Consider the following 25,852-nt stretch of genomic DNA (forward strand, 5'->3'; position numbering starts at 1 on the left):
AATTATCTTGACTTATTACCACTAGACTTACTTTCATTTACCTATACCATACAGGGAAACGCTGGGCAAAACAAATCCGGCTAGCCGATAGACTAGCCGGATTGATTCACCTTATTTTTTTCGTTTAAGGTAGACGATTCCCCCTAAAGCAAGCAATACGATAAGCCCAACAATCACTAAGATCGTTGACTTTTGTTCGCCTGTTTTAGGTAGATAGGTATGGTTTCGTGAGCTGTAGCTTGCGGAAGTCGTTGTCCGTGAGTGGTTTCCTGTTTTCCTCTTCACGGATGCCTTCACATTTTCCTTCCTCACAGTCACCAATTGTTTTTTCGCGTTTGTTAATTGGAAGGTTACTGGTTTTGTATTCAATACATAGCCTTTCGGTGCCTCGGTTTCGACTAATTGATACTTCCCTGGTTTCATCTCCGAAACAACAAGCGTTCCTGTTTCATCGGTCTTCAACTTGTCTTTCAAGACTTTTCCTTGTTGATCTTGTAAAGAGAACGTCGCATTTGCTACCCCTTCGCCGGTTTTGCTGTCAATTTTCTTCAGCACGACGGTACAAGTAAGGCCTTTATTGGTTTTCTTCACTCGAACAGGGCTCGTTTGATCTGCTTTGATCGTGAAGGCCACTGGTTTCGCATCCAGCTGATACCCAGCAGGCGCTTTGGTTTCGATCAATTGATAATTCCCTGGCTCCAAGTTCTTCACTGCTAGACGTCCGTTGTCATCCGTACGCATCTTTTCCGTCTCAATTACTTTTCCTGCTTGGGTTTGCAGCTCGAATTCCGCTCCAGCCAATGGTTGATTGGTTGCTTCATCGACTTTTTCTAAAAGAACACCGCCGCTAATCGTCTTATTGGTCTTAGTGAGCGCCATTGATTCTGCTTGATCCTTCACCGTAAACTTCACTGGCGTCGTATCCTTCACATAGCCTGTTGGTGCTTCCATTTCGACCAATTGATAGCTGCCGGGTGTCGGTGTCTCAAGTACAATTTTTCCTGATTTATCCGTCACGAGATCCGACTGCAGCACTTTTCCTTGATCATCTTTCAATTCAAAAGCTGCTCCAGATAAGACTTCTCCAGTTTTTTCATCGGTCTTCGTTAGAAGGATTGTTCCTGGTTTCAGTGGTGTCTTGGCATTTGTCTTCTCCACTTCAGCTGCTTTCGCTTGTGCTTTGGTAATCGTGAATTCAATTGGCGTCGCATCCATTTCATACCCTGTTGGTGCCTTTGTTTCAACAAATTGATAATCGCCAGGCGCTAGATCAGCGACTTCCAACTTACCATAGCCATCGGTGGACAAATCTTCCTTCAACGTCTTTCCGTTACTGTCTTGTAATTGGAAGGTTGCTCCTTTTAACGCTGCTTTTGATTGTTCATCCACTTTCGTTAAGATGACTGACCCCGTTGAGAGAGTATTGGTTTTCTTAACATTGACCACTTGTCCTTGACGCTCAGTGATCGAAAATTTCACTGGTGTTTCATCCAGCTGATAGCCTGTCGGTGCTTCTGTTTCGACAAACTGATACTCACCAATTGGCAAATCTTTCACTGTGAAACGTCCGTCCATTCCAGTCTCATGGTTTTCGCTGATGACGCTTCCGTCAGTTTTCTCTAGTCGGAATTTGGCGCCGGCTAAGGCTTCTTTTGTTTGTGCGTCGGTCTTCGTCAGCTCCACACTATTTGGCACGGTCTCTTTATTCACTACCTTGATAACCGCCATATTCTCGTTAAGCGTGATGGCTTTGCCATCTTGATATTCTGGATTTATTTCATATCCATTTGGTGCTTTGCTCTCCTTCAGCAGATAGTCGCCTAATGGCAATCCTGTAAAGGTCAGCTTCCCATCTGCATCCGTATCTGCTTTTAGCCCTGTTTCTGTGCCGTCTGCTTTAAGGATTTCAAAGGTTGCACCTGCCAAGCCTTTGCCATTTTCATCTACTTTCAGGACGGGTAGATCAGCGGTCTTCACTACTCCCGTCCCGCTTCCGTTAGTAAAGCTCAAATTGATCACGGTATTTGCTTGGCGATAATACGCAGGTAGTGCGCCATAGCTGGCGGCATTTACCTGAGAAACGTTTTTTACACCGCCGGGGAACTCGCTAATAGTATTGTATTGTACGCGAAGATTACTTTCTGCTTTGTAGTCAGAAAAAGCAATCTTAAACGTATCTCCCGTGATCGTCAGTCGATAATGATCCGAACTGACTTTTTCGCCAGTGGCCGTATTGGTAACAACGAAAGACGTCGGATCATATGCTGCATTGGTTGTTCCTGGTGTTAAGGTATCCGTGATTTCAGGATCTTGAACAGGCATATTCGCTGTGATATTTCTGGTCGTTACCGTCCAATTGGCTACATTTTCTTTCTCTGGATCTTTGGCCACCGATTTTAGCAAGGCATATTCATAATTGTAGGCATAGAGGCTCGTTTTATATTCGGTCGGCGCCTTGTCACCGTAAGTTACTTTCGCAACATTATCTAACCGATTATATACGTACCAGTCTCGTTTAACTCGGGTTCGATATTTTACATACACTCGTTTGGCACCTAAGTTGCCAAACTCTAAATTGATACTATTGTTTTCAGTATCAATTTTTGTCGGATAAGCGTCGCTGCCCTCTGGAACTAGATTGTAATCGGTGGTTAAGTAGCGCTGAATGTTATCGATCATGGATTGGCTCGTTACTTCTTCAAAACGTAAGGTTCCTGGTACCAGTTCTGTTCCTGCTGGCAAGCTGTCTTCCATTTTAGTCATATCAAATTTCGCACCGGTAGAATTTAAAAAGACCAGCCAGTTTTGATACAAATAGTCGCCCGAAGTACTTGCTGTTTGCGCTATTTTGGTTCCCCCAGTGTAATAAGGATCAATGAATGTTCCTTTAGCCTCATACTCGATAACACCGGGAGTATCACCATAATTCAAAGTCGCTTTGTTTTTGATTTCTGTTTTCTCAGTAGAGGTTTCGATTTTCGTTTTAATCGTAATGACGAGTGTGTCCTTTAATTCATTATAATCTCCAAGAAAATCAATTCTCACACCTCCATTGAAGCTGTCTGGTGCTCCATTAACATTGGGCTGTGCGCCGACAGGTGAGCCGTTTTCATCGAATTTAGTCACCTTGTAATCAACATTTTCAACTAATGGAATGGATTCAGTATCAGAGATTTTTTTATTAATCGTTAAGCCAGTATAATCTTTGACCGCACCAATAAAGTAGTCATGAACGACAGGCCTTTTCATGGTGTATTTTTCCGCATTGACTGTAATGTTCCATTCCATCGTCCGATTGAAGATATCGATGGTCCCTGCTTCTTTGGATAAAAGATTGGGAATAAGGCTAACTTGCGCTTCTTTAGTGACCGTTCCATTGGTTACCTTGTTCTTGATTACGCGCTCGGTCGGATCAGTGATTTTCGTTGAATATCGAACCACGTAAGCCTGTGTCGTATTTCCTTTCGGTGTGAAAGTAACTGACCCATCGCTATCAGATGAAACCGCAAAGTCATTCGTTCCGTCTCCTTGTGAAACCACCTCATAGCTATTGCCATTACTATAGTTAAATCCAACTTTTTCAATACTGATGGAGCCAGCTACCAGTTCAACCCCTTGATCTGCTAGATTAGTAATTAATTGAGACGCGGTAGTCAACGGCTGCTCATTAAAATTGTATTTGATCTCCCAATCAATGGCCCCCGTCTCTTGATTGATTTTTCCTTTTGCCTCTAAGGGCTGCAGTGTCACAAAATTTTTACTTGTACTGCTGGAATTTAATTGTGTGCTGTTTTCATTGGTGTAAGAATACGCGTAAAAATAATTGTATTCATTTCCTGAAATGGATTCGTCAACGTAATTTTTTCCATTAATACCAGAAATGACAGATTCCGCGATCACTGCCTTTTTGCCAATTGATTTTATTAGACTGATTTCCGCAATCGGTCGTGTACTATCTACACCTTTATAAGTGATCTCATAGTCTACGCCCTTAGTCAGCAACGTTTTACTGCCCACTAGCGCTCCATTAAAATCGACATCGCTAGAATATACTTTGATCGAATCGTAACTCATTTTACTGTCACTATTATAGGCCTCAACTCGATAGGTACGATTCGCGTTGTCTGTTCGATCAAGATTAAAAACTGACGTTATTTCAGCCTTTTTAGGGTTCAATGTATCCATTGTTAACGCAGTGCTATTCTTTCCTGGATCGACACTAGAAGTCATTTCGATAGCAAAGACCGTTGGTGTCGGCGCCGTATCAAAGATTACCTTTTGATTTTCTTCCTCCACTCCAGAGACCTTCTCTAAAGAAGTAACCAAAGTTAAGTCATAAACCTCTGAAGAAACGTTGTCTTCTAAAAAGGTGATCGTTAATTCCTTCGTCGCCGCATTAATTGTCCATTTGGCGGAGGTCATTGGACTGAAATCACCCGATATATCTTTTGCGATCGCTATCTGGGCAGGCAATTGCGTAGTAAAGGTATCCCCCGTCTGATAATTTTTATTTGAAAAAGAAAATTTCAAGGCTAGCTTGATCCCTGTCATATTCGGCAAAGTATCGTTCGGCTGCACTTCATCTCCATTAATTTTATACATTTTTACGGAGCTGAAAATATTGTCCGTAATCGCTGTCCGTGTCTGTTTTTTCTCGACTTCTTTTGTTTCTGTCTCCGTTGTTGCTTTCGTCGCTTCAGTAGAAGAGGACGAACTGCTTGTTTGAACGGTTTCTTTCTTGCTCTCAGAAGAAGGAACTGTTGATGACGTCGTTGGAGCAGCAGGCTTTGGTACAGAAGACACGTTTTCCTTGCTCTCCGTTGAATTTATCGTTGATGCAGTTGTTCCTTGCCCATAGGCAAAAGCCGGACTAAGCGTTTGCAAAACAAGTAAAACCACTAAACCAATCACTACTAATCTGTTCTTCATAACCACTAACACCTTTCTTAACTAATTAATCAACGAAAACGATAACGTCCGATATATAATTATCTTTTCGTTATAACAGCTACTTTTTAAATTATTTACTTATATAATTAATTTAAAAATAACTATTATCAATTAATAAATTATAGAACAATGTTAATTGTTAAACGTATCAAAAAGTATGTTTATCTCCTTCAACTTTTGAGCAGTTTTAGTTACGCTTTTCTTCCAGAGATCACTAAAAAAACGTCGACAATCTGCCGACGTTTCAGACTTTTTATTTAATTCTATTGTTCGTAAGCAACAATCCTTTTCAGCTATCTCGCAAATCGGAAACCAACGTCAGTCTCTGCCTATATCGAATTTACGATCAAGCCAATCGCGGCTAAAATCGCTCCGCCAACGATTTGAATAACTAAGACTTTTGTCGGTGTATATTTTTTGTGTTTCAACAAGTAATACGTTAGTAAAGTAACCCCTAGCGGCAAGATTCCTTTGACCAAAGCGTCCAAGACATCCGTCTGAATCGACAGATTCTCTTTTCCACTCAAGTGAATACTTAACGGTGTTGCGATCTTGACAAAGTTCGCCGCCAACGAGCCGATAACAATCGCCCCTAACGTCTGGGAGAAGGTCATAATGTAGGACAAACGACCGCCTGCCATCATTTTCTGGATGCCTTCTTTTCCTTGCTCGTACCCTTGAATCCATAAGAAGTAGGCAATCACCGTCATGATGATCCAATGAAGACCAAAGAAAAGGACAGGTCCCATAAAGATATTCCCTTTCGCACCAAACGGCAAAGTGAAGGAAAGCAGGATCGGAATGAGCGTTCCCTGCCATAACGTATCACCGATCCCCGCCAACGGCCCCATCAATCCGGTTTTTAAGCCATTAATGGTCTGATCGTTAATATCCGCGCCTAACGCCCGTTCTTCCTCCATCGCGATGGTCATCGCCAAGATCGGACCACCAAAGGATGGCTCGGTATTGAAAAATTGCATGTGTCGTTCTAAAGCGGACTTCATCTCGTCTTCGTCTTTTCCATACAGCTTTTTCAAAATCGGACTAAAGGCATGGACAACTCCCGTCGCTTGCAACCGTTCATAGTTATAGTTTGCATGAGAAAAGAATGTCCAACGCCAGAAGGCTTTTACAACATCCTTTTTCGTCAATAGCTTCTCTTGCTTTGGTTCAACTGCTTGCTCCATTAGACTAGACCTCCATTCTTATCCTTCAAATACAATTCCGTGAAGACATAACCGATGATTCCCGCGAATACAGCAATTGGAACAGAAGGCAAACCCGAATAAGTCGCTAACATAAAACCAAAAGTAAAGAACAGCAGGGTTCCCTTTCCATTCATCGCCCGCAGGTTCATAGCGATCCCCAACGCTGGCAAGATCCCGCCAATTGCCGAAAGAACATCTAACGGACGGCCACTTAACGCGTCCACAATTCCTTCTACTGCGTCAGCGCCAAGGTAAGCAGCTAGCGCAACTGGAACAACCGTGATCAACAATAAAAATAATTGCGGTGGTACGATATGAAGCCAGTTGATGCGATCGATTTTTCCTTCTTCGGCTGCCTTATCCGCCATATGGACAAAGGTGATATCAACGGTCATGTGAGCTACCCAGATCAAAGTTCCTAACAACCCAATAGGCACAGCCAAGGTCACTGCGACAGCTGGTTCAACCTTCGCTGCCATAGCTAAAGCGGTTCCAAGAGTTCCCGCAAGTGCAGGGTCCATCGCGACCGTTCCACCAGCTGAGATAAATGCCAGATACGGCAGGTTAATCGCAGCTCCAATAATACACCCTTGAACGGGATCACCTAAAATCAACCCTACAACCGTCCCGTTGACTAATGGACGCATCCAGCCATGGGTTCCGACTAACGAAAGCCAAGGTGTTCCATTGATTCCAAGATAATAAACGACGCCGATTAAAATAGCTTGGATTAGACTAATTTTCATTTCTCCACTTCCTTCATTATTTTTTTATAGCAATCCCTCGATTGCCTGTGACCCTTGATCTGGAATAACATGAATCTTCATTTTGACATTTTGACCGACGATTTTTCTAAAGGTCTCTTTTTCTTCCTCTGATGCTGAGATATTTTTATAGAAGGTTTTTCGATCCTTTCGTGCGCCCATCCCGCCGATAATCACCTCATCAAACGTCACACCCTTTTCGATCAATCGCCAATACGTTTGCGGCTCTTTTGCCAGCACAATGATCTTATGACCGTCAGGAATATTCGAAAGCAGCTTGGTGCCGTCCTCGACACCTAAAATAGATAACTTGATGCCATTAGGCACCGCCATGGACATGATAGATTTAGTAAATTCATCCCCTGCTGTCGCATCATCCACAATGACGATATGGTTTCCTCCTGTAAATTGCAGCCAAGCAGTCATTACCTGCCCATGAATCAAACGATCATCAATTCTTGCTAAAACGATTTCTCCCATATTTACACACTCCCTATTTCATCTAGTTGAAATTTACTAACAACAATGCCATCCGATTCCAAAACGCCTCAATCGACTTTTTGCTCCAGCTTGGCCATCTCTTCCAAAAATTCTTTGATTCCGTCTTGTCCAGCAGTCATCGCCGCTTGGTAAATGGTTTCTAAATCCGCACCGATCATTCGTTGATTAAAGGCCTCAATGAGCATCGGTAAGTTGACGCCTGAAACCAGACGATAGCGATGATCCTTCAATTTGTTAAAGCACATGGCCGCTTGGTTATAAGGGCTTGCCGAAAACAAATCGACTAAAACCAAAACTCCTTCTCCCTTATCCAATTGACGAATACCTGCTTGAATTTTTTCGCTGAATTCAACAATGTCATCCCCATGCTTCAAGCCTAGCGTTTGATAGGCTTCTTGTTCCCCCATAATCAGACGCAGGCTGTCCATCATTCCTGTCGCCATCTCCCCATGGGTGACGATCAATATTCCTGTCATCTCCACACTCCCTTTGTTTGAATACAAAATTTTTACCAATTAAAATGCATGACTGTTTTGTTCCAGCCGGGTTTCTCTACAAACTTCTCCATCACCTGACTAAAATCTCTCCCAGTCGAAATCTCAACAATCTGATCCGGTAAAATCTTACTTAAGGCTGCGCGATATTCCGGTTTCTTCATTCCATTCACCACTGCTTCAAAATCAACCGTCGATGAACGGCTGCTCCCGTGAGCCGTGATTCCTTTTTCCAAAATATCTCGAGTATCAATCGGTACTAGCTCTTCTGTGACTCCCATAAAAATAATATCCGCCAATGAATCCGCTATTTCGATCGCTTGGTTTAGCGCACTCTCACTAAAGCGTCCTCCCGTACATTCAATCAATACATCGAACCGTTCTTTGGAATGTTCAAAGTCATAAGTTAGTACATTCTCCGTTCGCGCAAAGTCAAAATGAGTGAGCTTATCATCCGCCGCTCCGAAAACAACAAACCGTTCTGCGTCAACTCCATACAAATATTTCAGCATGACAGCAGTAAAATACCCCACAGGTCCATCGCCAAAAAGAGCAACTCGTGTATCCTGTTTTTTCAGCTTGTCCTCCACATGACTAAGTGCATGGTGAGAAACAGAAGAAAGCTCAGCCAGCACCGCAATCTCGTTAGGAATTTCATCAGGAATCCGTACCAAGCATTCTTCAGGATGAACCAAACGACTTTGCGCCATTCCATCATAACCACTACCCAAAAAAGCATTTCCCTTGGAATAATTCTCAGGGACATCCGGTTTCTGATCAATTTCGGGATGTAAAATTTGTCCCGGTATATTCGGAACCACCACCACGCGGTCACCTACTGAAAATTTTTCTGATCGTGTTTCTTTTACAACACCAATCCCTTCATGTAATAGCGCCATCGGCAATTTTTTTGCCAAAGCCTCTGGACGACGATGGCCTGCAAAGTATCTTAAATCGGCATGGCAGATGCTCGCATAGCTGGGTTCTACTGCTACCCATTTTTCTGGGATTTCTCTCGTTTTGTTCACTTCCTCAATTACCCCTGGTTCAACAAGACTAAAAACTCTCGAATCAATCGATTGCCCCATTTTATTTCCTCCTCATTATCGAGCGCTCATTAATACTCTTTATTGCTCGTTAACGAGTATAGCATCGTGCTTTTAATTTGTAAACGCTTTATTTTTAAAATATCATTCAGCCTAACGTGTTTTAGCTTATTGAATAAAGTTTGTGAAGAGATAAAAAAACAATTTCTTTTAATTACTCCTTTGTTCCATGACTCATATTTTTATAAATCAAATGGATTTACTATTTTATTTGAAAAACAGCTCGAAAAAACTCGTTTACGCTCGTTAGTTGACTCTATGTATTGACACTTTCGGTTATTTTCCATAGACTGAGAAGTAAGAATGTCTTTTTTTGAGGAGAAAGCATAGATTCGCGTAGACAGCGAAAGGGTGAAGTGAGATGTTAACAGGAGAACGAAGAATAAAGTTAGTTGAAACGATTGAGAACAAACAATTTATTTCTGTATCCCAATTATCAGAAATCTTTCAGGTACACGAAACAACCATTCGAAGGGATCTAGATGAATTAGAGGCGCAGGGGCTCGTTGTAAGAATTCACGGAGGCGTGGTGCCAGCCAGTATCAAACAGGATGAACCTGTCTTTGAGGATCGGGCCACAGAGAATATAACCGAAAAAGTACGTATTGGAAAATACGCGACAAACTATATAAAAAGCGGTGAAGCGATCATTTTAGATTCTGGAACAACGACTTTAGAAATTGCGAAGACGCTTAATGAAATGCCCCAGCTGCAGGACATCACGATCATTACGAATGACGTAAACATCGCCTCTGTTTTACGATCCAATCGAAACATTACCACCATCGTTACCGGCGGAACACTCTTCCACGACAGCTATATGCTGAATGGACAAATCGCCAACGAATCCTTGCAGCAGCTCAGTGTGGATAAAGCCTTTATCGCAACACCTGCCCTAAATGTGGAAAAAGGGCTGACTCATTTCAACGAGCTATTGATTACGACGAAAAAAAATATGATCGATGCCGCTGCAAAAAAAATTGTCGTCACCGATCACACAAAAATCGGTCGTCGGGCATTGTACACTTTTCTGCCAATTGATCAGATTGATTTGCTGATCACGGATAATCAAACAGATAAAAAGCTCATTGACGAGATGTACAAAAACGGGATTAAACAAATTGAGAAGGTGTAATTTTCCCAATAGCACAAAACACTTATTATTTTAATTACTTAAATAATAAGTGTTTTGTATTTTGTCATATACTATCATCATTTTCTATTTTATTTATTCCATCACTCGATCCTGTATGATTCCAGCTGCTTTAAGAAGCATACAAGTAATAACTGGACCAACAAAGGAAAATCCTCTTTTTTTCATATCCTTAGCAATAGTCGTTGCTTCCGGTAATGTGTTAGGCACTTCCTCGGCCAATTCATACTCGCGAACGATTGGCACGCCTCCTACAAAATCCCAAAGATAGTCAGCAAATGACTCATAATCTTCAAGTAAAGTCACGATTGCCCGTGCGTTTTGAACGACCGCTTGAATTTTTCGTGAATTACGAATCATTTCCGGATCTTTTGCGATCTCTTCAATATCTTCTGGAAAAAATGCCGCTACCTTGCGAAAATCCATCCCACAAAAGTTTCGCTCAAATACTTCCCTCTTTCCCGCTGCTGCCTGCCAGCTAAGGCCCGCTTGAAAAACGCCCACCGTCAATAACAAGAATAGCATGTGATCATCTCGCGTTGGTTCTCCCCACCGATCACTGTACCACTGATAGTTCTTCATTCTGTGACACCGCCTTTGATTCTCCATTATAACGAAAAAAACTGGCTTTTCAGCCAGCATAGCATTAATTTTTCTTGTGGCATACCGCTTCAATATTGTATCCATCTGGATCATAGACAAATGCGCCGTAATAATTCTCATGGTACTGAGGTCGTAAACCTGGTGCCCCGTTATCAATCCCCCCAGCAGCCATCGCCGCTTGATAGAATTGATCGACTATTTCTCGTTCTTGCGCACTAAAAGCAAGGTGAATATTACTCGGTTCGCTTTTCACAATCCAAAGATCGCCTCCATCTCCTCCAAAACAAACACCATGATCCATCGCAATCTTCACTTGATAACCAAGGGGTTTTAAAGCTTCCTCATAAAAGGCTCTGCTCTTCGCTAAATCGTTGACACCAATACTCAAATGATCAATCATTCACTGCACCATCCTTTCCTTCAATTAATTTCAGTATAGCTTAAAAAAACGCTTTCATCCAACTTGCTCTATACTATTTCCCGACAGTACCTTCTCCTCTCATTTCCCAAAAAACATCCAGAATTTGAAGCAATCGTAATTTTTTTGGTAATTATGATAAATTCACGAACATTCGTAAGTCAGTATTGTTTTAATTTAGTGATTTCTCTTTCGAAAAGGATCGTTTTTCATGAAACATCGAATAATTTTTATTAATTGACGAATTATCAAAGTCAATCACTTTTTTTCAGAAAAAATCGAGGAAAAATGTCATGTTAAAATCAACTTATAAATAACTACCATTTATTATTCATTGATTTGAAAAGATGGAATGTACAGAAAGGTGTGGAACTTATGTTTAGAGAACTGTTCTTGACCCCTCAGCAACAGAAAAAAATTCAATTCTTTAAGCTGATGGAGGGGTATCCCGAAGGCACATACTCAGTAAATACCCTAAGTCAAAAGTTTAAATGCAATTATCAGTCCTTTTTACAAATGCTGCGAGAGCTCAATGAATCCTTGATTGAGCTCAAAGAAAAACCACTCTTTGTGGAGGCCTCGAAAATTTACTGGAAAAGTGAGCCCAGTCGTTCCAATCGTTTCTTAATTTCAGAAGTCAAACAATCCATTCCCTATCGTTTTATTTTGACTTCCTTATTCCAGCCTCAAAAAAGCTTAACTGCATTTAGCAAGGAAACTTCTGTCAGCGAATCTACAATCTTACGCCGAATGCGTCCTCTGATCGATTATCTTGCCGAATGCAACATTCACCTCAATTTCTCGAAGATGGCGTTAACAGGTCATGAAGCGGTCGTCCGACTATTTTATATCAAAGCGCTTTGGTCGGCTTCCTTAGGTGAAGATATTGCGAAATGTCCCTTTGATTTTACTGCCGAGGATAATTTACTTAGAGACCTGCTTACTCTCTTCCCTTTGCAGATCCATCCGAAATTGCTTCGTTTGATGCTTTGTGTATGTCGTCTGCGTAACGAGCAAAAGAATTATTTAAATGAAGCCCCATTTGACGATCTTCTATTTTCTCAAACAACGCCGTTATTGGAGCTGTATCTTTCAAATATTCTGGATTCTCCCGAGCAAATCAAAAGAAACATTGAGTTCTTCAACTATTTATTCTACTACTATCCTTATTGCGTCAAAAAGGAACCTCACAAGGTAAATCCTTTGATGCTCTACTATACAAAAAATGTGGAAGAACGCGATCCATTATGTTTAGCCATCGACAGCTTTTACCGTTATTGTTCTGGTGAGTTGTTAAAAAATGTCTTAGGGGAACAAGAGAAAAAAATCCTCCTAAACAATATCGCACGAACCTTTTTAGGCTACTCTATCCAAAAGAAGAAGATTCCGCTGCTTTTTGAAACAGGCAACAAAGAGCAATTTCTGCAATCAGAGCTGTATCGTGAGCTGTATCCCGAGATAAAAAAGGCCATTAGAAAACTGAGTCGTCGCAGAAAACTTGAATGGTTAGCCACCGTTACCGATTCACTTTCTAAAACGCTATGCTTGAGTCTTCTACCGCTTTTCATTGTAAATGACGAAAAAATTCGTGTCGGTCTTGTATCGATTCCCAACTATCTCTACCTGCAGCACATCGTGAAATTTCTGAACAACCTGAAATTTATCGAAGTGGTTTTCCAACCTCAGCCAGATGAGCCGATTGATCTTTTTATTACCACCTTCAAGGAGCTGCTGCCCACTCAAAATAGCGATTGCTATCTGATCAATATTTTGAATGCAGATTACAAATCGGATCTTCTGCCCCGCTTGCTGGCCATTCAAAACAAAAAGAAATTTGCCTAAAAAAATCGTCTGGCTCAATCTTGCTTGAGTCCAGACGATTTTTTAGATATTCGCTTGTAAATCCTCATAGAATGCCGCTTTCGTAGCAGAAATATAAGGGGCTACCCATAAATAGGCGATTCCGAAGGTCAAACCAGTTACAATGTACCAGCCAAGAAAAGTAACATCCAGCCAGAACAACCGTCCCTTGTGTCCATCCATCAATCGGCGACTTGCCGTGATCGTATCCAAGACTTTAGGCTTCTCCCCTGTTTGTTGAATTTGATCATAATAGATAAAGTAGCTTTGAGAATAGGCATACGCTTTTACAATCCCAGGAATGATGAATAAGAATGTCCATAACGTTGTAAAGATATTGGTAAGCAACGCTAAAAGAATCACGCCACCGATAAATACCCCTTGAAAGCCGCGAAAAGCATCCTTCAAAGGATCAATATGCGTCCGTTCGCCCCGCAGCAAATCTAAATAAGTCCATGAGATCCCGCTCATAAACAGTGCGCTGATGATGGAAGAAACCAAACTAGTTCCACCGCCACTCGCATTATTTTGCTGATACTCAGAAACGGAAGAAATCATCCCATCTCCAGATCCATGGATAAAGAACCAAATAACGCCAGATAATACCACAAAAAACATTACAGCTACTGTAAGCAATGTTGGAATCAAATTTAAAATAACCGCTTGTCCCCATTTTCCTCTCAGTGCATTTTTCGCTTCTGCCTTTAATTCAGCAGTCGTTTTCATAACCTAATAACCCCTTTCTAGTAAATAGTTTAATATATAGTACCTTTTTTAGAAAGACTTTTAAATAATCTTGCCTTTCACTTTACGATAAGGGCGGCATCATTTGCCAAAAATCAGATAACATTTGTGATTGATAGCGGCTCTTTCGAACAAGCACCGTAATGTCATTTTTCAATTGCCAATCGTCAACGAGAACTTCTTTTAGCTTTCCCTTCAAAATCTCTTCTTTGACCAATCGATAGGGAAGCACAGATAGGCCGAAGCCGGACTTCACTGCCGAAATCAACGCTTGTGAGTCCACACTTTCCCAAATCGGAAAAACCTTGAAGCCTTGGAAAACTGCAGCCGATTCAAAGGTTTCTCGTACAGCACTTCCCCGTTCTCGCAATAATAACGGTTGCTGTAAAAGCTCCTTAAAGCTAAGCTGTTCATCACCAGATCCTTCAGCTGCCACGACACATAAACGGTAGTCAGCAATTTTTTTCGCTTCAAAAGCTGGCTGCAGAACATGCCCTTCAATAAAAGCAATATCCACCTCACCTTTTTCTAAAAGCGCAATGGATTCAGAGGCAGGAAAAACCTGAACATTGAAACTACCTGCTGGATGCTTGTCACTAAATTTATGCAGCAGCTGCGGCAACTCCGTCTGCGCATAGGTGATACAGGAAGCGATTTTTATTGGCGGCTGTTTTTCTAAGTTTGGCAGATGTGCTTCTACCGCTTCAAACTCCTCAATAATCGGTTGAATTTCCTTTAAAAACAATTCACCCGCCGGAGTTAATCTCACGCTGCGATGCAACCGTTCAAAGAACTGTGTCCCTGCTTCATTTTCTAAATCTTTCATTGCGTGAGAGACAGCCGATTGTGTCAAATACAGATTGTTTGCCGCTTTGGTGAAGTTGTTAGTTTTTGCGATTTCACGAAAAATCAGACATTGTTTGAAATTCATTGTTGCTCCTCTCTCATGAATTATATTCATGTTAACAGCTCAATATTATCATTTCACACATGCCAAACCAACCTTTATACTAGAGATAATGTAAAAAAAGAAAGGTTGGTCCCATGGCAAAATTAAAATTCTACTCGTGGTTAGCGGGAATAAACTTATTCATCAGTACGTTTACCTTCGGCGGCGGCTATGTGGTTGTCCCGATGATTCGCAAATATTATGTAGAAAAGAAGGCGCTATTTACAAAGGATGAATTGATGGAAATGGCTGCAGTTGCCCAATCCTCCCCAGGAGCCATCGCTATCAATTTGAGTGTGCTGGCCGGCAAGAAGGTCGCAGGAATGCTAGGGGTATTCATCAGCGCCATTTGTTCAATTATTCCACCGTTAGTGATTTTAGGTCTTATTTCCAATTGGTACGTCGCTTTTGCTGCTAACGAAACCGTTATGGCAGTGCTAAAAGGAATGCAGGCTTGTGTAACGGCTTTGATTATTGACATCGTGATTGATATGTACCAGCTGATTCGCCAAGAGCATTCAAAACTATTAAGTGCTCTGGTTCCTTTTTCGTTTATCGCCAATGTATTCTTTGATTTAAACGTCATTTACATTTTGCTATTTAGTATTGGGATCTGTCTTATCTACACCTATTATCGACAGAAAAAGGAGGTTTAACCTATGCAACTATTTTGGACCTTCCTAAAAATTGGATTATTCAGTATCGGCGGCGGCTACGCCATCATTCCCTTGATTCAAGAACAGGTCGTTCATCAACAGGGATGGTTAAGCGACAAAGTTTTCACCGATATTATCACGATATCTCAAATGACTCCCGGTCCTCTGGCCGTCAACACCTCGACCTTTGTTGGTATGCAAATAGACGGTGTCCTCGGTGCTATCCTTGCAACGATTGGTTGTATTTTAGGAGGATGCGTCATTTCAATCAGTTTGTATCAATTTTTTCAAAAACATCAGGAATCACTGTATGTTTCTGTGGCGCTAAAGAGTCTGAAAGCTTCGTCCGTAGGCTTAATCATGTCCGCCGGCTTTACCATTTTGCTGCTGACTTTTTTTGAAAGCTCCGAACTCTCTAGGAACATGCTCGCACATATCGACTGGTCAGCGGCATTTCTATTCGTTGCGTCATTGATCATTCTACGAAAATTCAAACCGAACCCCATCCTACTGATGTGTTTGGCTGGCTTCATCGGATTTCTTATCTATTAGACTTAAAAAGGTCATCCTCAAATGAGAATGACCTTTTTAACCTCTTCCCTTACGAAAGCAACATTTCCTGTTTTTGCTCTTGCTCACAATACTCCAATGCGGTTGACGTCAGGAGATAGCCTTCGCCCCATGAAGTTTGAACGGTTTCACCTGTGACACCATCCTTTTGAAATGCGATGCGCAATTTCTTAACCAGGATTGAAAGTTGTGCTAAACGAGATTTCGTCGCACCATCCTTCCATAGATATTCGCACAAATCCTCTCGTGAAATCACTTTCCCCTTCGCTTGATAAAGCTTTTCTAAAGCTCGGCGTTCCAATTTTGATAAGGTCAAAGAACCAGTAGTCTGGATTTCTGATTCTTCCCCGATACGATTTCCTACAAGGGAAAGGATCATCTCTTGTGATACCAGTCGTTTGGCCCAGCGACAAAGAGACTCACGCAGCTCCTCGACACTGGCATGTTCATTGATCCACCCATGAAATCCTTCTATTGGCTTTTCCGGCTCGCTCTCAAGTTTCCGCAAAATGATTTTTGACTCCGGTAATGTTGATAGCAAATGCCTTACTTCATTTTCAGAGATCGTTTCACTGAGAATGATATAGTCAAAATACGTAAGCATCGGCAGCTTTTTAACTTGCTGTGTCATTAAGTAAAACATATTCGAGCAGCAAAAAACTTCATAGTTTAGTCGTTGTAGTTTTGCTTGAAGCTCTTGTTCTACTAAAATATTCTTCGTTAAAAGTAATATAGATATCATTTTTTCACCTCTTCTTTGGTGTAAGACTGTTAAGAATCGTTCAATCGTGATCCTTCTTTTGAAATTTTTTCTTTAGCTGCTTGTTCATTTGTTCCGTCATTTTGACACTAACACTGAATAAAATGGCCTTCCCGATAAAAAAGCCTGCTATTATAACAAGGAAAGCAAATCCCATGATCATCGGTGGAACATTCCAAACAAAAAGCTTACTGCAGATGAAAAACGCGGTAAAAATAAGCAGGATATAGGCTACTTGAATCCAAAAAATCCCTAAAAGATCAACTAAGGAATCAATATAAAATATCGAACACCCAACACCAACTATTAATGAAAAAATCAGAATCGAAAAAACATTTTCATTCGTCAAATTCGCACCCGTTAGAAGGGCAAAAATGATGCTTAGGGTAAAGATGAACGAGAAGATAATGGTTAATTCCCGAATAACGCTCCATTTATTCATACTCACTCCTCCATCCCTAATTGATTTTTTAAATTGCGAACGTAATTTCTTGAAATAGAAATCTTCTCATTGTTCTTCAACTTAACAATTAGCCGCCCGTTGAACGTTGGACTGATCAACTCAATTTTCTCAATATTAAGAATAACTGATTTAGAGACTCGAATATATTGTGTGTCTTTGTATTTTTCTTCTAATTGATAGAGCTTTTCTTTAATTTCAAAAACTTCATCCTTGGTATATAAAAAGACTTTTTTCTCCACCGCTTCAAAATAATAAACATCCTTCAATCTAACCTTATGCAGCTGTTCATCCTTGTTCACCCATAGAAAAGCATTTTTTACTTGCAGAGAATTAATTAAACGCAGCAAATCATCGTCTAAAGACTTTACTTTTAGGATAAGTTCTTCCTCTCCTTGATCAATGATATCCACTTTAATTTTGATAGAAAAACCTCCCAACCTTACCAGAAATATTATACATAAAAAATAAATATTATGCTTTTAATTATTAATGTTATTTATTTTATATGAAAATTCTGCTTGATTGATCTTATTTATCCATAGATAATATTGTTGTTTTTCTCCTTTTAATATATATTCCCCACCTTTTATATCAGATTTGAACAAGTTTGACTCCGTATTCGGCACTAATACAATCGGACTTTTATTAACAAAAACGGGATTATTACTTTTTTTATAAAATAATTTATATTCATCATCTTCAAATGTCGGTATCAAAATAGCATAATTACGGTGGTGGATAATTTGCTTTTTAATGCGCGCCAGAAAAGATAGCCAATTCCAAGAAGTAGGATACATCCAACAGCAATCACCAAAAATAATCGTCTTCTATGTTTTTTCTTGAGCCCTTTAAGCTGCTGCTGCGCTTTAGCCGGCAGTTTTGTTCGCTCTCCTGTCACCAATAAGCGATGAGAATTAATCATGTAAGGGGTACAAGTAAGCAGTGTGACCCTATCCTTCTCTTTCTCAATCCGGAGCTGCTCCGTTTCTTCTGGCTTGACCACTTGGATATTCATTACTTTATAGGCGAAGGTATTGCCGCCGATCTCAATATAGAACAGATCTCTTTTTTTCAGTTCCGGCAGATCGGAGAAAAATTTAGCCTTCGATAAGCCGCGGTGAGCAGAAATCACCGCATGCGTATTTTTCCCGCCGATAGGATAGGAAGTTCCTTCCAATAAAGAAGCTCCTCGTTCAAGAAAAAATTCGCTGGTTCGATCAAAAATAGGCAAACTCACATCAATCTTAGGAATCGAGATCGTGCCGATGGTATGATCAGATAAATAGTCCGGATTCTTAGAGAAATCTCTTTCCTCTTCTTTTTCAGAAAAAGGATCTCCGCCAGCATTGATTCCCTCCAAAGCCAACTTTGCATTTTCCTTCTGCATCTTTTTTTGAGCCGCAGCCAGATTCACTTGATCCTCTCGGTTCGCCTTTTCCTGCGCCTGCTCAATGATTCGCTGATCAAGATAGGACATAACGGTATTTCCAATAAAAGGATATGCAAGAGCTCCCAGCCCAAAAATTAGGACGAACATCATGAAGACGTCTATGATGATTTTTCTTTGCCATTTTTTCATTGCCCGTTCTCCTATCCTTTACTACAAAGACCGAGTATCAAATCACACGTGATTGATATCCCGGCCTTATGATTAATCAGTTGTTCGTTTTATTCTTCAACTGTTTCTTTATTGCGTAAGAAGTATGCACCAACTGCAACTACTGCTACAGCACCGATCGCAATAATTGCGTAGATGCCATTTCCGCCGGTACCTGGTAAAGTCCCTTTACGTTTGTTCTCTACTTCTGTTTCATCACCAACGACGATCGTTGATGTATAGGTGCCATAATCAACAGTGAAAGGAATATCTGCCGTCAGAGCTACGTAATCATTACTTGGTGCTTGCGTTTCTTCCAACCAATATTGAACCAACTCCTTACCCACAGTCGCCGGGTGCGTTGGATCACCGACTGATGAGCTTCCAGGAACGGTCTCTAATGGTAATGCAACGCCAGTCGCGTCGTGACTTACAGTTCCTTCAAGGCCTGTGACAGTGAATAATCCTCCACCTGCTGAGGTTAGTTCTAAAGCATCACCTTTTGTGGTTGACCAGCGTGATGGGCTTGACGTTGTTGCTTTAGCGATCATGTACTCAGTCACGCCATTGTTTTTACGTTTCACAATGAATTTTGCGCCATCTAACGACGTACCATTGTCTTGATCAACTTTTTCAAAGCGACGACCATAAGTGATGACGTCATCTCCTGACCAAGGCAATGTTTGTAATCCGTTCGATGGGTTATTTTCATACTGCAATGTTGCTTGGTTGTCGATCCATTCATCCGGTGTCGTATTTTCATCTAAATACATGCGATATTTGAAGACTAATTTTTTGCCGGCATACTTGCCAAGCTTTACAACATCTGGTGTTTGATCACTCAAGCTGTTTTTATTATTGAAAAATACATGGAAGATATTGTCATATCCTGTTTTGATTGATGTGCCGCTTGGATCAGCAACAACCGAGAAATCTACATCTGAAATTGCTGTCAAGGAGCCATTCGATTCGACTACGTATAAGCCTTGATTGTCTAAATAATGCAGATTCGGTTGCGATTCATCACGTAAGAAGAATTGAGTATAGCGATAAACGGGGTTCGCTAGATCATTATTAGCTAATCCATCAATCCCTACTGGTACATCAAATGTGATTTTGTATTCAATGGGTTCACCAACTGTAAAATCATCTTTTTCTTCCTTCTCTTTGATCACATCGATGTCATCTGTTTGAACATTTTTTGGATATAAGAAAAGTTCCGTAAGCTTGTCGTTCGTTGGCGTGCCATCTGCGTTCATTTTGTATACGGGAAAAATCACTACCATGTTGTCTGCTGCACCGCTCGCTGAAATATTACTTGGACGAGAAGTTTCTACAAATAGATAGACCGCATCTTTTTCTACAGAATTAACTGTCACTTTATCCGGTAATGTAAACTTCGCATGCCCCGTTGCATCTGTCGTCTTTTCAGAACCAACTGCAGTCAAACCAGAAGCCCCCGCTGTCGCGATCGCATCTCGTAATTGATTTACTGACCAAGTTGGATTCGCAGCAGCCAATGTATAGAATTTTTCCGTTGCGTCATAAACGGTGAAACCGACATCTTTTAATGGGTGCCCTCCATTGTTAGTATGCCAATCTTCATCTTTTTCACCAGTATTCTGGATATCTGCTGGTTTGGAATCGTATGCCCCTTTATAAATATTCACGTCTACATCCGTTGGTGCTGCTTCCGCTACAAGACCATTGCCTAAGCCAGCAAAACTGCTTAGCATAAAGATCAGAATACCCAATAATCCCCAAATTCTTTTTTTAAATTTCATGCCTCATACTCCTTTTTTATTTTAATGTATTTATTTTTCCTCAGAAAAATAAGTCTGATTTTCAAGCCGTATACCATCTCTCTATACTCTGACACCTACTTACTCATCGAAACTTTGACCCTTGATTTATTCACCAAAATGACTGCTAAAAGTTCGACTGGCATCCTTTTTCATTTTAATGTATTTATTTTTTCTTCCTTAATCGCTAATCTCGTACTCTTTTCTTAACAATGACGATTATGAATAGACAGAGAAGACCAAGTACAAATAGATAAATCGATGGCGTCATTCCCGTCTGGGGCAATCGTCTGCTGGGTAAGCGATAGTAAATCTCACTCGACCCTGTTGAAGGCAACTCTTTGTTTCCCCTTTTTTTGTTAACGATTCGCAACGGTTCTTTGGTGTCACTGCTAGCCTCATTAATCTCAAAGTCAATAAAGTAATTTTCTGGTAAAAAGTAACCATCTGGCGCTTTGACTTCTAAGAGAGAGTAACTACCATAGATCATTCCATCCAATTCAAAAATCCCCTGTTCATTGGAAGTTAGGACCAATAGTTCTTCTGGGTGTTCGTTGCCATACTCAGCTGAGACCCACTTTTTTTGCTTCGTCAAATACTGCATGTCTTTGTTTAAAACAACGAAGTTCGCCTCTTTCAACACATCGCCAGATTTTTCGTCAATTTTTTGAAACCGTTTCATACCAGCGACTCGTTGGTTGTAAACGATCGGTAGTTTGTCTTTCTGCGATAGCGCGCCGACCTCAGTTCCATTAATCAAAATCAGTTGCCGCTGATCTTGAGGAATTTCCACCGAAATATGACGCGCTTGCTCAGATATCTCATATCCTTCAACCGTCGCGACCTCCTCAAACAAATAGCTGCCGCTTTTCAAACCTAGATTCGTTCTAACGATCCCTTCTTGATCGGAAATCATTTTCTTTACACGCTCATCTTTCAACGGTGACTCTTTAATTTCCTTTTCAGAAAGCCAATCGCTGACAGAGCCTGCCGTTGCTCTTAAATAGAATTTTTCTCCCTGTTCATTCTTCGAGAGAATAAAACTGGCTCCAGCTAACGGTTTGGTAGAACCGTCATTTTCTTTCGACATTTTGATAAAATACGGTTCACGAACATACGCTTTATTTTTTGTGTAAACATGTGTGGCGGTTGCACCAAACAAACGACTATCTAAAACCAGATAATTGGACAAGCCAACCGGATCGACTGGCAAACTATTTCCGCTGTCTAACTCAACAATAAGGTAGACCTGCTGTCGATCAGTCGGCAGTGTAATAGAAAGTAACCCATCTTCAGTCACACTGCTTCCTGTATTGTCGGTGAAGCTTCCTTTAGCAGTCGTCTTGGTTTGAACAAAATGAATTTTCGGGTAGCGCGCTTGGATAGCTTCTTCCTCCACATGACCAGGTGTTGCCAATATTTCCAGCTCACTGCGTAATACATTGGCCTCATCCGCGATAAAATCTTTTGCCTGATCAAATGACAGCTGCTTATCGACCATTACATAATCGCGAAGGTAATCTCCAATCTCGTAAATTGCAAAAGTTGAACCATTCACTCCGTATGAATCTTTTAACAGTTCTGTATCACCTAGTGCGCCGCCCTGATTAATTTGGCTAGGTACTTCTTGATTTACAAATAGACGTTTATGGAGATGAATTTGAGCTTCTGCCGCGTCAGCCGGTTGAACCAACACAATTCCCGCTAAACAAATCAAGAGCAGAGAAAGAAGAGATTTCATTTTCATCGTCCAACACCTGCCTTTTTTCGCTTGAACTGCTGATTGGCAAAATATCCGCTCACGATCAGAAGTGCGATGGGGGCTAACCTGGTAAACCATGTATAACCATTACCTCCAGTTTCTGGTAACGTGCCTTTCGGATGATTTTCAACCGTTACTATATTGGCAGTTGCTAACTGACCGCCAATAATCGTAAATTGAACTGGTGAAGATAGTTGTACATAGCCAGTCGGTGCTTGGGTTTCTACAAAATAATAGGTTTCTTCAGGTAAGCCGGTAATCACTAATTGTCCAGTTGGTGTCACCACATTCTCTGGTTGAAAATTCCAAGTAGCGCCTGTTTTCACTGCTTTGTACGTACCTTTTACAGCCGTACCATCACCGACCTCTAATTCTTCTGATGCAAACCAAGTTGTCCCAGCACTATTAGTGGCTACTTTAAACTTCGCACCTTTCAAATTTTTGTCATTGGTAGCGTCCTTCTTCTCCAGTGTCACGCCGCCTTCTGCCCGTTCGTTCGTGACTTCAAAGGTGATCGTTACACCCTCGTCAGTAATCTCGCTGACAGCTGTTTTACCATCTCCGACAATTTTATGACCATCAGGCGCTTTGGTTTCCAGCAGATAGTATTTTCCTAAAGGTAATCCGGTAATAGTGATTTCTCCTTTAGTCCCTGTACTTTCGATAAACTCGTATTTATCACTGGTCGTATTGTACTTATACTCATAATCTTTACCAGTAACAAATTTCGCACCCATTTTCGTTTCCGAATTATCTGGATTGACTAGATACAGTTCAAATTCAGCACCATTTAATTTTTCGTTATCGGAATTTTTTTTCGTCAGCTTTAGCTTTCCGACCTTTTTACGGTTTTCTCTCGTTACACTGACTGTCTCTCCATCAGTGGTAATCTTTGCTGCGTTAGACTTACCGTCGTCATCGTAGGTATAGCCATCAGGCGCCGCTTCTTCTTGGAAATAATACTCATCGATCGGTAGTCCTGAGACCGTGATCTCGCCGTTTTTGGCAGTCGAACCAATGTCTTCAACCAACTCATATTTTTTCCCTGTATCGTTGTACTGATAGAGATAATTTTTACCTGATTCCAATAAAACTTGGGGAGTAACCAATTCGTCGCCGTTCTTCTTGCGAAGCGTGAACTTGGCGCCGTTTAGTTTTTCATCTGTGTCTGCATCCTTTTTAACTAAAGTAATTTTTCCTTTGGCCAACTCGTTATAGGCACTGACAGCGACACCTTCTGCCGCATTTTTATCGATCGTAAAATAATACTTCCCAGATTCATTCTTTCCATCTGGTGGAATAATCTCTAGTTTATCTGTGTACCGCGGATCAGGATTACTCACTTCAACCAAGCAATAATTTCCGTCGGTCAAATTTTCATAAAGTAGAACTCCGTTGCTATCTGTTTTCTTTTTTCCGCCTGAAATTGTGACATAGGTATTCGAACCAGCAGGGGTTTCCTTTTTCAATTCAAATTCGACATCTTTTAGAATTACTTGCGTATCCTTATCCATCTTCTTCAATCGGAAAGTCGTCGGCGGTACACGGGTTGCACCACCACCCCAGTTACTGACAGTGACTTTACTTACATCACTTTCTTCACCAGAAGTATTTGTTTCCCAATAGACCATCGCCTTATTTTCGATGATCGAACCTTCGCCTAAAGTGGTTGAGCAGGTAATTCGAACCACTAAACCGAATGGATAATTATCATAGGTTTGTCCACTATCAACACTAAAATAGTTTTCGTATGCCTCTTTCGTTTTATCTCCCCGTAAAGCCGTCATTTTCCCATCATTTACTGCTGTATCTATCAAATCCCAAATACGTTCTTTCGTACTTCTAGCTGCATTGCCAAAGAGCAGCAGCCCATTACTTTTGTCATTCGTTAGATTGGGCAAATCTTTGAAATTCATCACCAGCTTATTATCCGAAGTTACTCCATAACAAGGATAATTATGACTTTCAATCCGAGTCTCAAAATCTGCATCTGATTCAGAAATATTTTGCGTAAGACTTTCTAACGGCAAGCTCGTATTGGTATTTGTTGTACTTAGCATTTGAAAAGATCCTAGATTATCTGAAGTCATATTTCCATCTTCATCCGCCGCATAAATGTTCATGTATGCAGAATACTCGATCAAAGTTAAAGAAGGATCTAATTGGTCTTTTAAGACAACTTTTTTGTATAAGCTTGGACCATCATCTTCAAACGCTTTTTTATAATTGTCCATCATGATTGGGATATTCCAATAAACTCTATTACTATTGTTGGTTGCCCCACCATTTTTAGTAATGGGCTTTTGATCCCCAATCGGTTTTCCCGGATACGATTCAGCTGGCTTGGGATCGATTTCGATTGGGTAGCTGCCAGTTTCCGTATTTCCTGTCGAACCGCTGCTGCTTTCTTGACTAGCTGTCCCATAAGCTGTCGCATAACAATCCTGCAGCCCATTCCAATTCGTCTCTACCGCATCATTGAAGGTAATTTTTAAAAACTTTTTCCCGGAAATTGTTTCCAGCGTCATATCTCCAATCTTATCGCCAGAACTTTCGTAAAATGGCACTGAATTGCTTACACTAGAAAAATTGAAGTACTCTTCCGGTAACGCAATATAGATAAAGTCCCCATCTTTTAAGTTCGCCGAAGAGGGTACAGTAAAGGTATAGTCAAAGTACACACCGTCACCGACTTTTATTGTTGGTTGAGGGTCCTGTTTAACGCCCTCCTTTACAATATAAATGGGTGGATTGCTACCATTCTTGATATAAATGTTGTTCAACTTCATATCGTTAATTTCACTTGTTTTGTCTGTCGCTGCAAAGGGGGTTATTCCACCGCCAAATGGGGTTAACTTCTGACTCTTATCAGCGGTCTTCTTTTTCACAGCACTTTTCTCACTTGTTGTTTCTTTGGTAGCTATTTCCTGCTTTAAATCCAGCTGAAATTCATGTGTATTAAAAAAATTCAATGTTACCTGTGACAAGGAACGTACTTGATCAGACAGCTGAAATTCAAATTTTACTCCTTCAATCGAAGCAGGCTGGTCATTGTCGTTTACTACTGTCAATTGATTGTTTTCAATCGTTAGAGTAACATCCTCTTCGTGATAAATCTCTTTATCCTTTGTTGTGACTTCTGCTGGGAGCAACCATGTGCTTTTTTCTTTTTCGCCCACACTTAGATCAAATTTTGAAATAATCAAAGCATCAGGTTTGATTTCTTTAGAAAGTATATTTCCTTGGCTGTCTGTAAGCTGGAGATTCGTTACACGACTGGTCTCCACAGTCTGCAGATTTTCAGCGATCGTCTGGATTGGAAAACTGGACAGGACCATCAGAAAAATTGAAAGAATCGGCCACCACCGCTTTTTGATTTTACTCATAATGCCCTCCTTTCATTTATGACTTTTCTCTTCCCTTCTATTGGCAATCCCCCCCACTCTCTTTCCTATATCATTTCTTTTAAAGCTAAAGCCAATAAAAATTTTT

Annotated in this window: 21 protein-coding genes; 4 read left to right on the forward strand and 17 right to left on the reverse strand. The window is 40.8% G+C overall.

Translation table 11 applies throughout. The features are described from left to right. Positions 1 to 111: 111 nt before the first annotated feature. From RV13_RS13145 to RV13_RS13170, 6 genes are all read right to left on the reverse strand, one after another. Positions 112 to 4,929: a SpaA isopeptide-forming pilin-related protein gene (locus RV13_RS13145; protein ID WP_010746896.1), complete on the reverse strand. Its 4,818-nt coding sequence runs from the start codon at positions 4,927 to 4,929 to the stop codon at positions 112 to 114. 350 nt (positions 4,930 to 5,279) lie between these two features. Continuing rightward, positions 5,280 to 6,137 carry a PTS system mannose/fructose/sorbose family transporter subunit IID gene (locus RV13_RS13150; protein WP_010746897.1) on the reverse strand — a complete coding sequence of 286 codons (858 nt, stop codon included), beginning with the start codon at positions 6,135 to 6,137 and terminating at the stop codon, positions 5,280 to 5,282. Beyond that, the gene (locus tag RV13_RS13155; protein ID WP_010746898.1) at positions 6,137 to 6,904 is read right to left on the reverse strand and encodes a PTS mannose/fructose/sorbose/N-acetylgalactosamine transporter subunit IIC; all 768 of its coding nucleotides are present in this window, start codon (positions 6,902 to 6,904) and stop codon (positions 6,137 to 6,139) included. The genes RV13_RS13150 and RV13_RS13155 overlap by 1 nt, the downstream gene beginning before the upstream one ends. Positions 6,905 to 6,928: 24 nt before the next feature. Continuing rightward, the gene (locus RV13_RS13160) at positions 6,929 to 7,402 is read right to left on the reverse strand and encodes a PTS sugar transporter subunit IIB (RefSeq protein ID WP_010746899.1); all 474 of its coding nucleotides are present in this window, start codon (positions 7,400 to 7,402) and stop codon (positions 6,929 to 6,931) included. Between the two features lie 68 nt (positions 7,403 to 7,470). Next, positions 7,471 to 7,899, reverse strand: a complete 429-nt coding sequence (locus RV13_RS13165; RefSeq protein ID WP_010746900.1) for a PTS sugar transporter subunit IIA — start codon at positions 7,897 to 7,899, stop codon at positions 7,471 to 7,473. A 32-nt stretch (positions 7,900 to 7,931) separates the two neighbouring features. Next, on the reverse strand, positions 7,932 to 9,005 hold the full coding sequence (locus tag RV13_RS13170; RefSeq protein ID WP_010746901.1) for an alcohol dehydrogenase catalytic domain-containing protein: 1,074 nt from the start codon (positions 9,003 to 9,005) through the stop codon (positions 7,932 to 7,934). Positions 9,006 to 9,384: 379 nt separating this feature from the next. Here RV13_RS13170 and RV13_RS13175 point away from each other — a divergent pair, with 379 nt between their 5' ends. Beyond that, entirely contained in the window at positions 9,385 to 10,158 is a 774-nt protein-coding gene (locus RV13_RS13175) for a DeoR/GlpR family DNA-binding transcription regulator (protein ID WP_060789316.1), read from the forward strand. A gap of 93 nt (positions 10,159 to 10,251) precedes the next feature. Here the strand turns inward: RV13_RS13175 and RV13_RS13180 are convergent, their stop codons facing one another. Further along, on the reverse strand, positions 10,252 to 10,758 hold the full coding sequence (locus RV13_RS13180) for a DNA-3-methyladenine glycosylase I (protein WP_010746903.1): 507 nt from the start codon (positions 10,756 to 10,758) through the stop codon (positions 10,252 to 10,254). Positions 10,759 to 10,822: 64 nt separating this feature from the next. Beyond that, on the reverse strand, positions 10,823 to 11,179 hold the full coding sequence (locus tag RV13_RS13185) for a VOC family protein (RefSeq protein WP_010746904.1): 357 nt from the start codon (positions 11,177 to 11,179) through the stop codon (positions 10,823 to 10,825). Positions 11,180 to 11,572: 393 nt separating this feature from the next. Between RV13_RS13185 and RV13_RS13190 the strand changes: the two genes are divergently transcribed. Then, a complete protein-coding gene (locus RV13_RS13190) occupies positions 11,573 to 13,039 on the forward strand; it encodes a helix-turn-helix domain-containing protein (RefSeq protein WP_010746905.1) in 1,467 nt (488 codons plus the stop codon). A gap of 42 nt (positions 13,040 to 13,081) precedes the next feature. On the opposite strand, the gene RV13_RS13195 is transcribed toward RV13_RS13190, so the two are convergent. Together RV13_RS13195 and RV13_RS13200 are read right to left on the reverse strand one after the other, a co-directional pair. Further along, on the reverse strand, positions 13,082 to 13,783 hold the full coding sequence (locus RV13_RS13195; RefSeq protein WP_010746906.1) for a DUF975 family protein: 702 nt from the start codon (positions 13,781 to 13,783) through the stop codon (positions 13,082 to 13,084). 82 nt (positions 13,784 to 13,865) lie between these two features. Continuing rightward, complete coding sequence (locus RV13_RS13200) at positions 13,866 to 14,732, reverse strand: LysR family transcriptional regulator (RefSeq protein ID WP_010746907.1); 867 nt, start codon at positions 14,730 to 14,732, stop codon at positions 13,866 to 13,868. 113 nt (positions 14,733 to 14,845) lie between these two features. Between RV13_RS13200 and RV13_RS13205 the strand changes: the two genes are divergently transcribed. Next, complete coding sequence (locus RV13_RS13205) at positions 14,846 to 15,406, forward strand: chromate transporter (RefSeq protein ID WP_010746908.1); 561 nt, start codon at positions 14,846 to 14,848, stop codon at positions 15,404 to 15,406. A 3-nt stretch (positions 15,407 to 15,409) separates the two neighbouring features. Continuing rightward, positions 15,410 to 15,958, forward strand: a complete 549-nt coding sequence (locus RV13_RS13210) for a chromate transporter (RefSeq protein WP_010746909.1) — start codon at positions 15,410 to 15,412, stop codon at positions 15,956 to 15,958. A 49-nt stretch (positions 15,959 to 16,007) separates the two neighbouring features. On the opposite strand, the gene RV13_RS13215 is transcribed toward RV13_RS13210, so the two are convergent. From RV13_RS13215 to RV13_RS13250, 7 genes are all read right to left on the reverse strand, one after another. Next, positions 16,008 to 16,718 carry a winged helix-turn-helix domain-containing protein gene (locus tag RV13_RS13215; RefSeq protein WP_060789317.1) on the reverse strand — a complete coding sequence of 237 codons (711 nt, stop codon included), beginning with the start codon at positions 16,716 to 16,718 and terminating at the stop codon, positions 16,008 to 16,010. Between the two features lie 40 nt (positions 16,719 to 16,758). Further along, on the reverse strand, positions 16,759 to 17,178 hold the full coding sequence (locus RV13_RS13220) for a hypothetical protein (RefSeq protein WP_010746911.1): 420 nt from the start codon (positions 17,176 to 17,178) through the stop codon (positions 16,759 to 16,761). Positions 17,179 to 17,180: 2 nt separating this feature from the next. Further along, complete coding sequence (locus RV13_RS13225; protein ID WP_231371725.1) at positions 17,181 to 17,609, reverse strand: LytTR family DNA-binding domain-containing protein; 429 nt, start codon at positions 17,607 to 17,609, stop codon at positions 17,181 to 17,183. 302 nt (positions 17,610 to 17,911) lie between these two features. After that, positions 17,912 to 18,778, reverse strand: a complete 867-nt coding sequence (locus RV13_RS13235; protein WP_060789319.1) for a class C sortase — start codon at positions 18,776 to 18,778, stop codon at positions 17,912 to 17,914. 89 nt (positions 18,779 to 18,867) lie between these two features. Next, positions 18,868 to 20,580 (reverse strand): SpaH/EbpB family LPXTG-anchored major pilin, encoded by a 1,713-nt coding sequence (locus RV13_RS13240; RefSeq protein WP_010746914.1) that lies wholly within the window; start codon positions 20,578 to 20,580, stop codon positions 18,868 to 18,870. Between the two features lie 205 nt (positions 20,581 to 20,785). Continuing rightward, complete coding sequence (locus RV13_RS13245; protein WP_010746915.1) at positions 20,786 to 22,345, reverse strand: SpaA isopeptide-forming pilin-related protein; 1,560 nt, start codon at positions 22,343 to 22,345, stop codon at positions 20,786 to 20,788. After that, on the reverse strand, positions 22,342 to 25,746 hold the full coding sequence (locus RV13_RS13250) for an MSCRAMM family protein (protein ID WP_028020470.1): 3,405 nt from the start codon (positions 25,744 to 25,746) through the stop codon (positions 22,342 to 22,344). Before RV13_RS13250 ends, RV13_RS13245 begins: the two co-directional genes overlap by 4 nt. Positions 25,747 to 25,852 lie beyond the last annotated feature (106 nt).

Source organism: Enterococcus raffinosus (genome assembly GCF_001886185.1).
Classification (GTDB): Bacteria; Bacillota; Bacilli; order Lactobacillales; family Enterococcaceae; genus Enterococcus_A; species Enterococcus_A raffinosus.

Excerpts from the sequence above, each read along its gene's own strand:
- RV13_RS13145 (WP_010746896.1), bottom strand. The coding sequence starts at position 4,929 with ATGAAGAACAGATTAGTAGTGATTGGTTTAGTGGTTTTACTTGTTTTG.
- RV13_RS13150 (WP_010746897.1), bottom strand. The coding sequence starts at position 6,137 with ATGGAGCAAGCAGTTGAACCAAAGCAAGAGAAGCTATTGACGAAAAAG.
- RV13_RS13155 (WP_010746898.1), bottom strand. The coding sequence starts at position 6,904 with ATGAAAATTAGTCTAATCCAAGCTATTTTAATCGGCGTCGTTTATTAT.
- RV13_RS13160 (WP_010746899.1), bottom strand. The coding sequence starts at position 7,402 with ATGGGAGAAATCGTTTTAGCAAGAATTGATGATCGTTTGATTCATGGG.
- RV13_RS13165 (WP_010746900.1), bottom strand. The coding sequence starts at position 7,899 with ATGACAGGAATATTGATCGTCACCCATGGGGAGATGGCGACAGGAATG.
- RV13_RS13170 (WP_010746901.1), bottom strand. The coding sequence starts at position 9,005 with ATGGGGCAATCGATTGATTCGAGAGTTTTTAGTCTTGTTGAACCAGGG.
- RV13_RS13175 (WP_060789316.1), top strand. The coding sequence starts at position 9,385 with ATGTTAACAGGAGAACGAAGAATAAAGTTAGTTGAAACGATTGAGAAC.
- RV13_RS13180 (WP_010746903.1), bottom strand. The coding sequence starts at position 10,758 with ATGAAGAACTATCAGTGGTACAGTGATCGGTGGGGAGAACCAACGCGA.
- RV13_RS13185 (WP_010746904.1), bottom strand. The coding sequence starts at position 11,179 with ATGATTGATCATTTGAGTATTGGTGTCAACGATTTAGCGAAGAGCAGA.
- RV13_RS13190 (WP_010746905.1), top strand. The coding sequence starts at position 11,573 with ATGTTTAGAGAACTGTTCTTGACCCCTCAGCAACAGAAAAAAATTCAA.
- RV13_RS13195 (WP_010746906.1), bottom strand. The coding sequence starts at position 13,783 with ATGAAAACGACTGCTGAATTAAAGGCAGAAGCGAAAAATGCACTGAGA.
- RV13_RS13200 (WP_010746907.1), bottom strand. The coding sequence starts at position 14,732 with ATGAATTTCAAACAATGTCTGATTTTTCGTGAAATCGCAAAAACTAAC.
- RV13_RS13205 (WP_010746908.1), top strand. The coding sequence starts at position 14,846 with ATGGCAAAATTAAAATTCTACTCGTGGTTAGCGGGAATAAACTTATTC.
- RV13_RS13210 (WP_010746909.1), top strand. The coding sequence starts at position 15,410 with ATGCAACTATTTTGGACCTTCCTAAAAATTGGATTATTCAGTATCGGC.
- RV13_RS13215 (WP_060789317.1), bottom strand. The coding sequence starts at position 16,718 with ATGATATCTATATTACTTTTAACGAAGAATATTTTAGTAGAACAAGAG.
- RV13_RS13220 (WP_010746911.1), bottom strand. The coding sequence starts at position 17,178 with ATGAATAAATGGAGCGTTATTCGGGAATTAACCATTATCTTCTCGTTC.
- RV13_RS13235 (WP_060789319.1), bottom strand. The coding sequence starts at position 18,778 with ATGAAAAAATGGCAAAGAAAAATCATCATAGACGTCTTCATGATGTTC.
- RV13_RS13240 (WP_010746914.1), bottom strand. The coding sequence starts at position 20,580 with ATGAAATTTAAAAAAAGAATTTGGGGATTATTGGGTATTCTGATCTTT.
- RV13_RS13245 (WP_010746915.1), bottom strand. The coding sequence starts at position 22,345 with ATGAAAATGAAATCTCTTCTTTCTCTGCTCTTGATTTGTTTAGCGGGA.
- RV13_RS13250 (WP_028020470.1), bottom strand. The coding sequence starts at position 25,746 with ATGAGTAAAATCAAAAAGCGGTGGTGGCCGATTCTTTCAATTTTTCTG.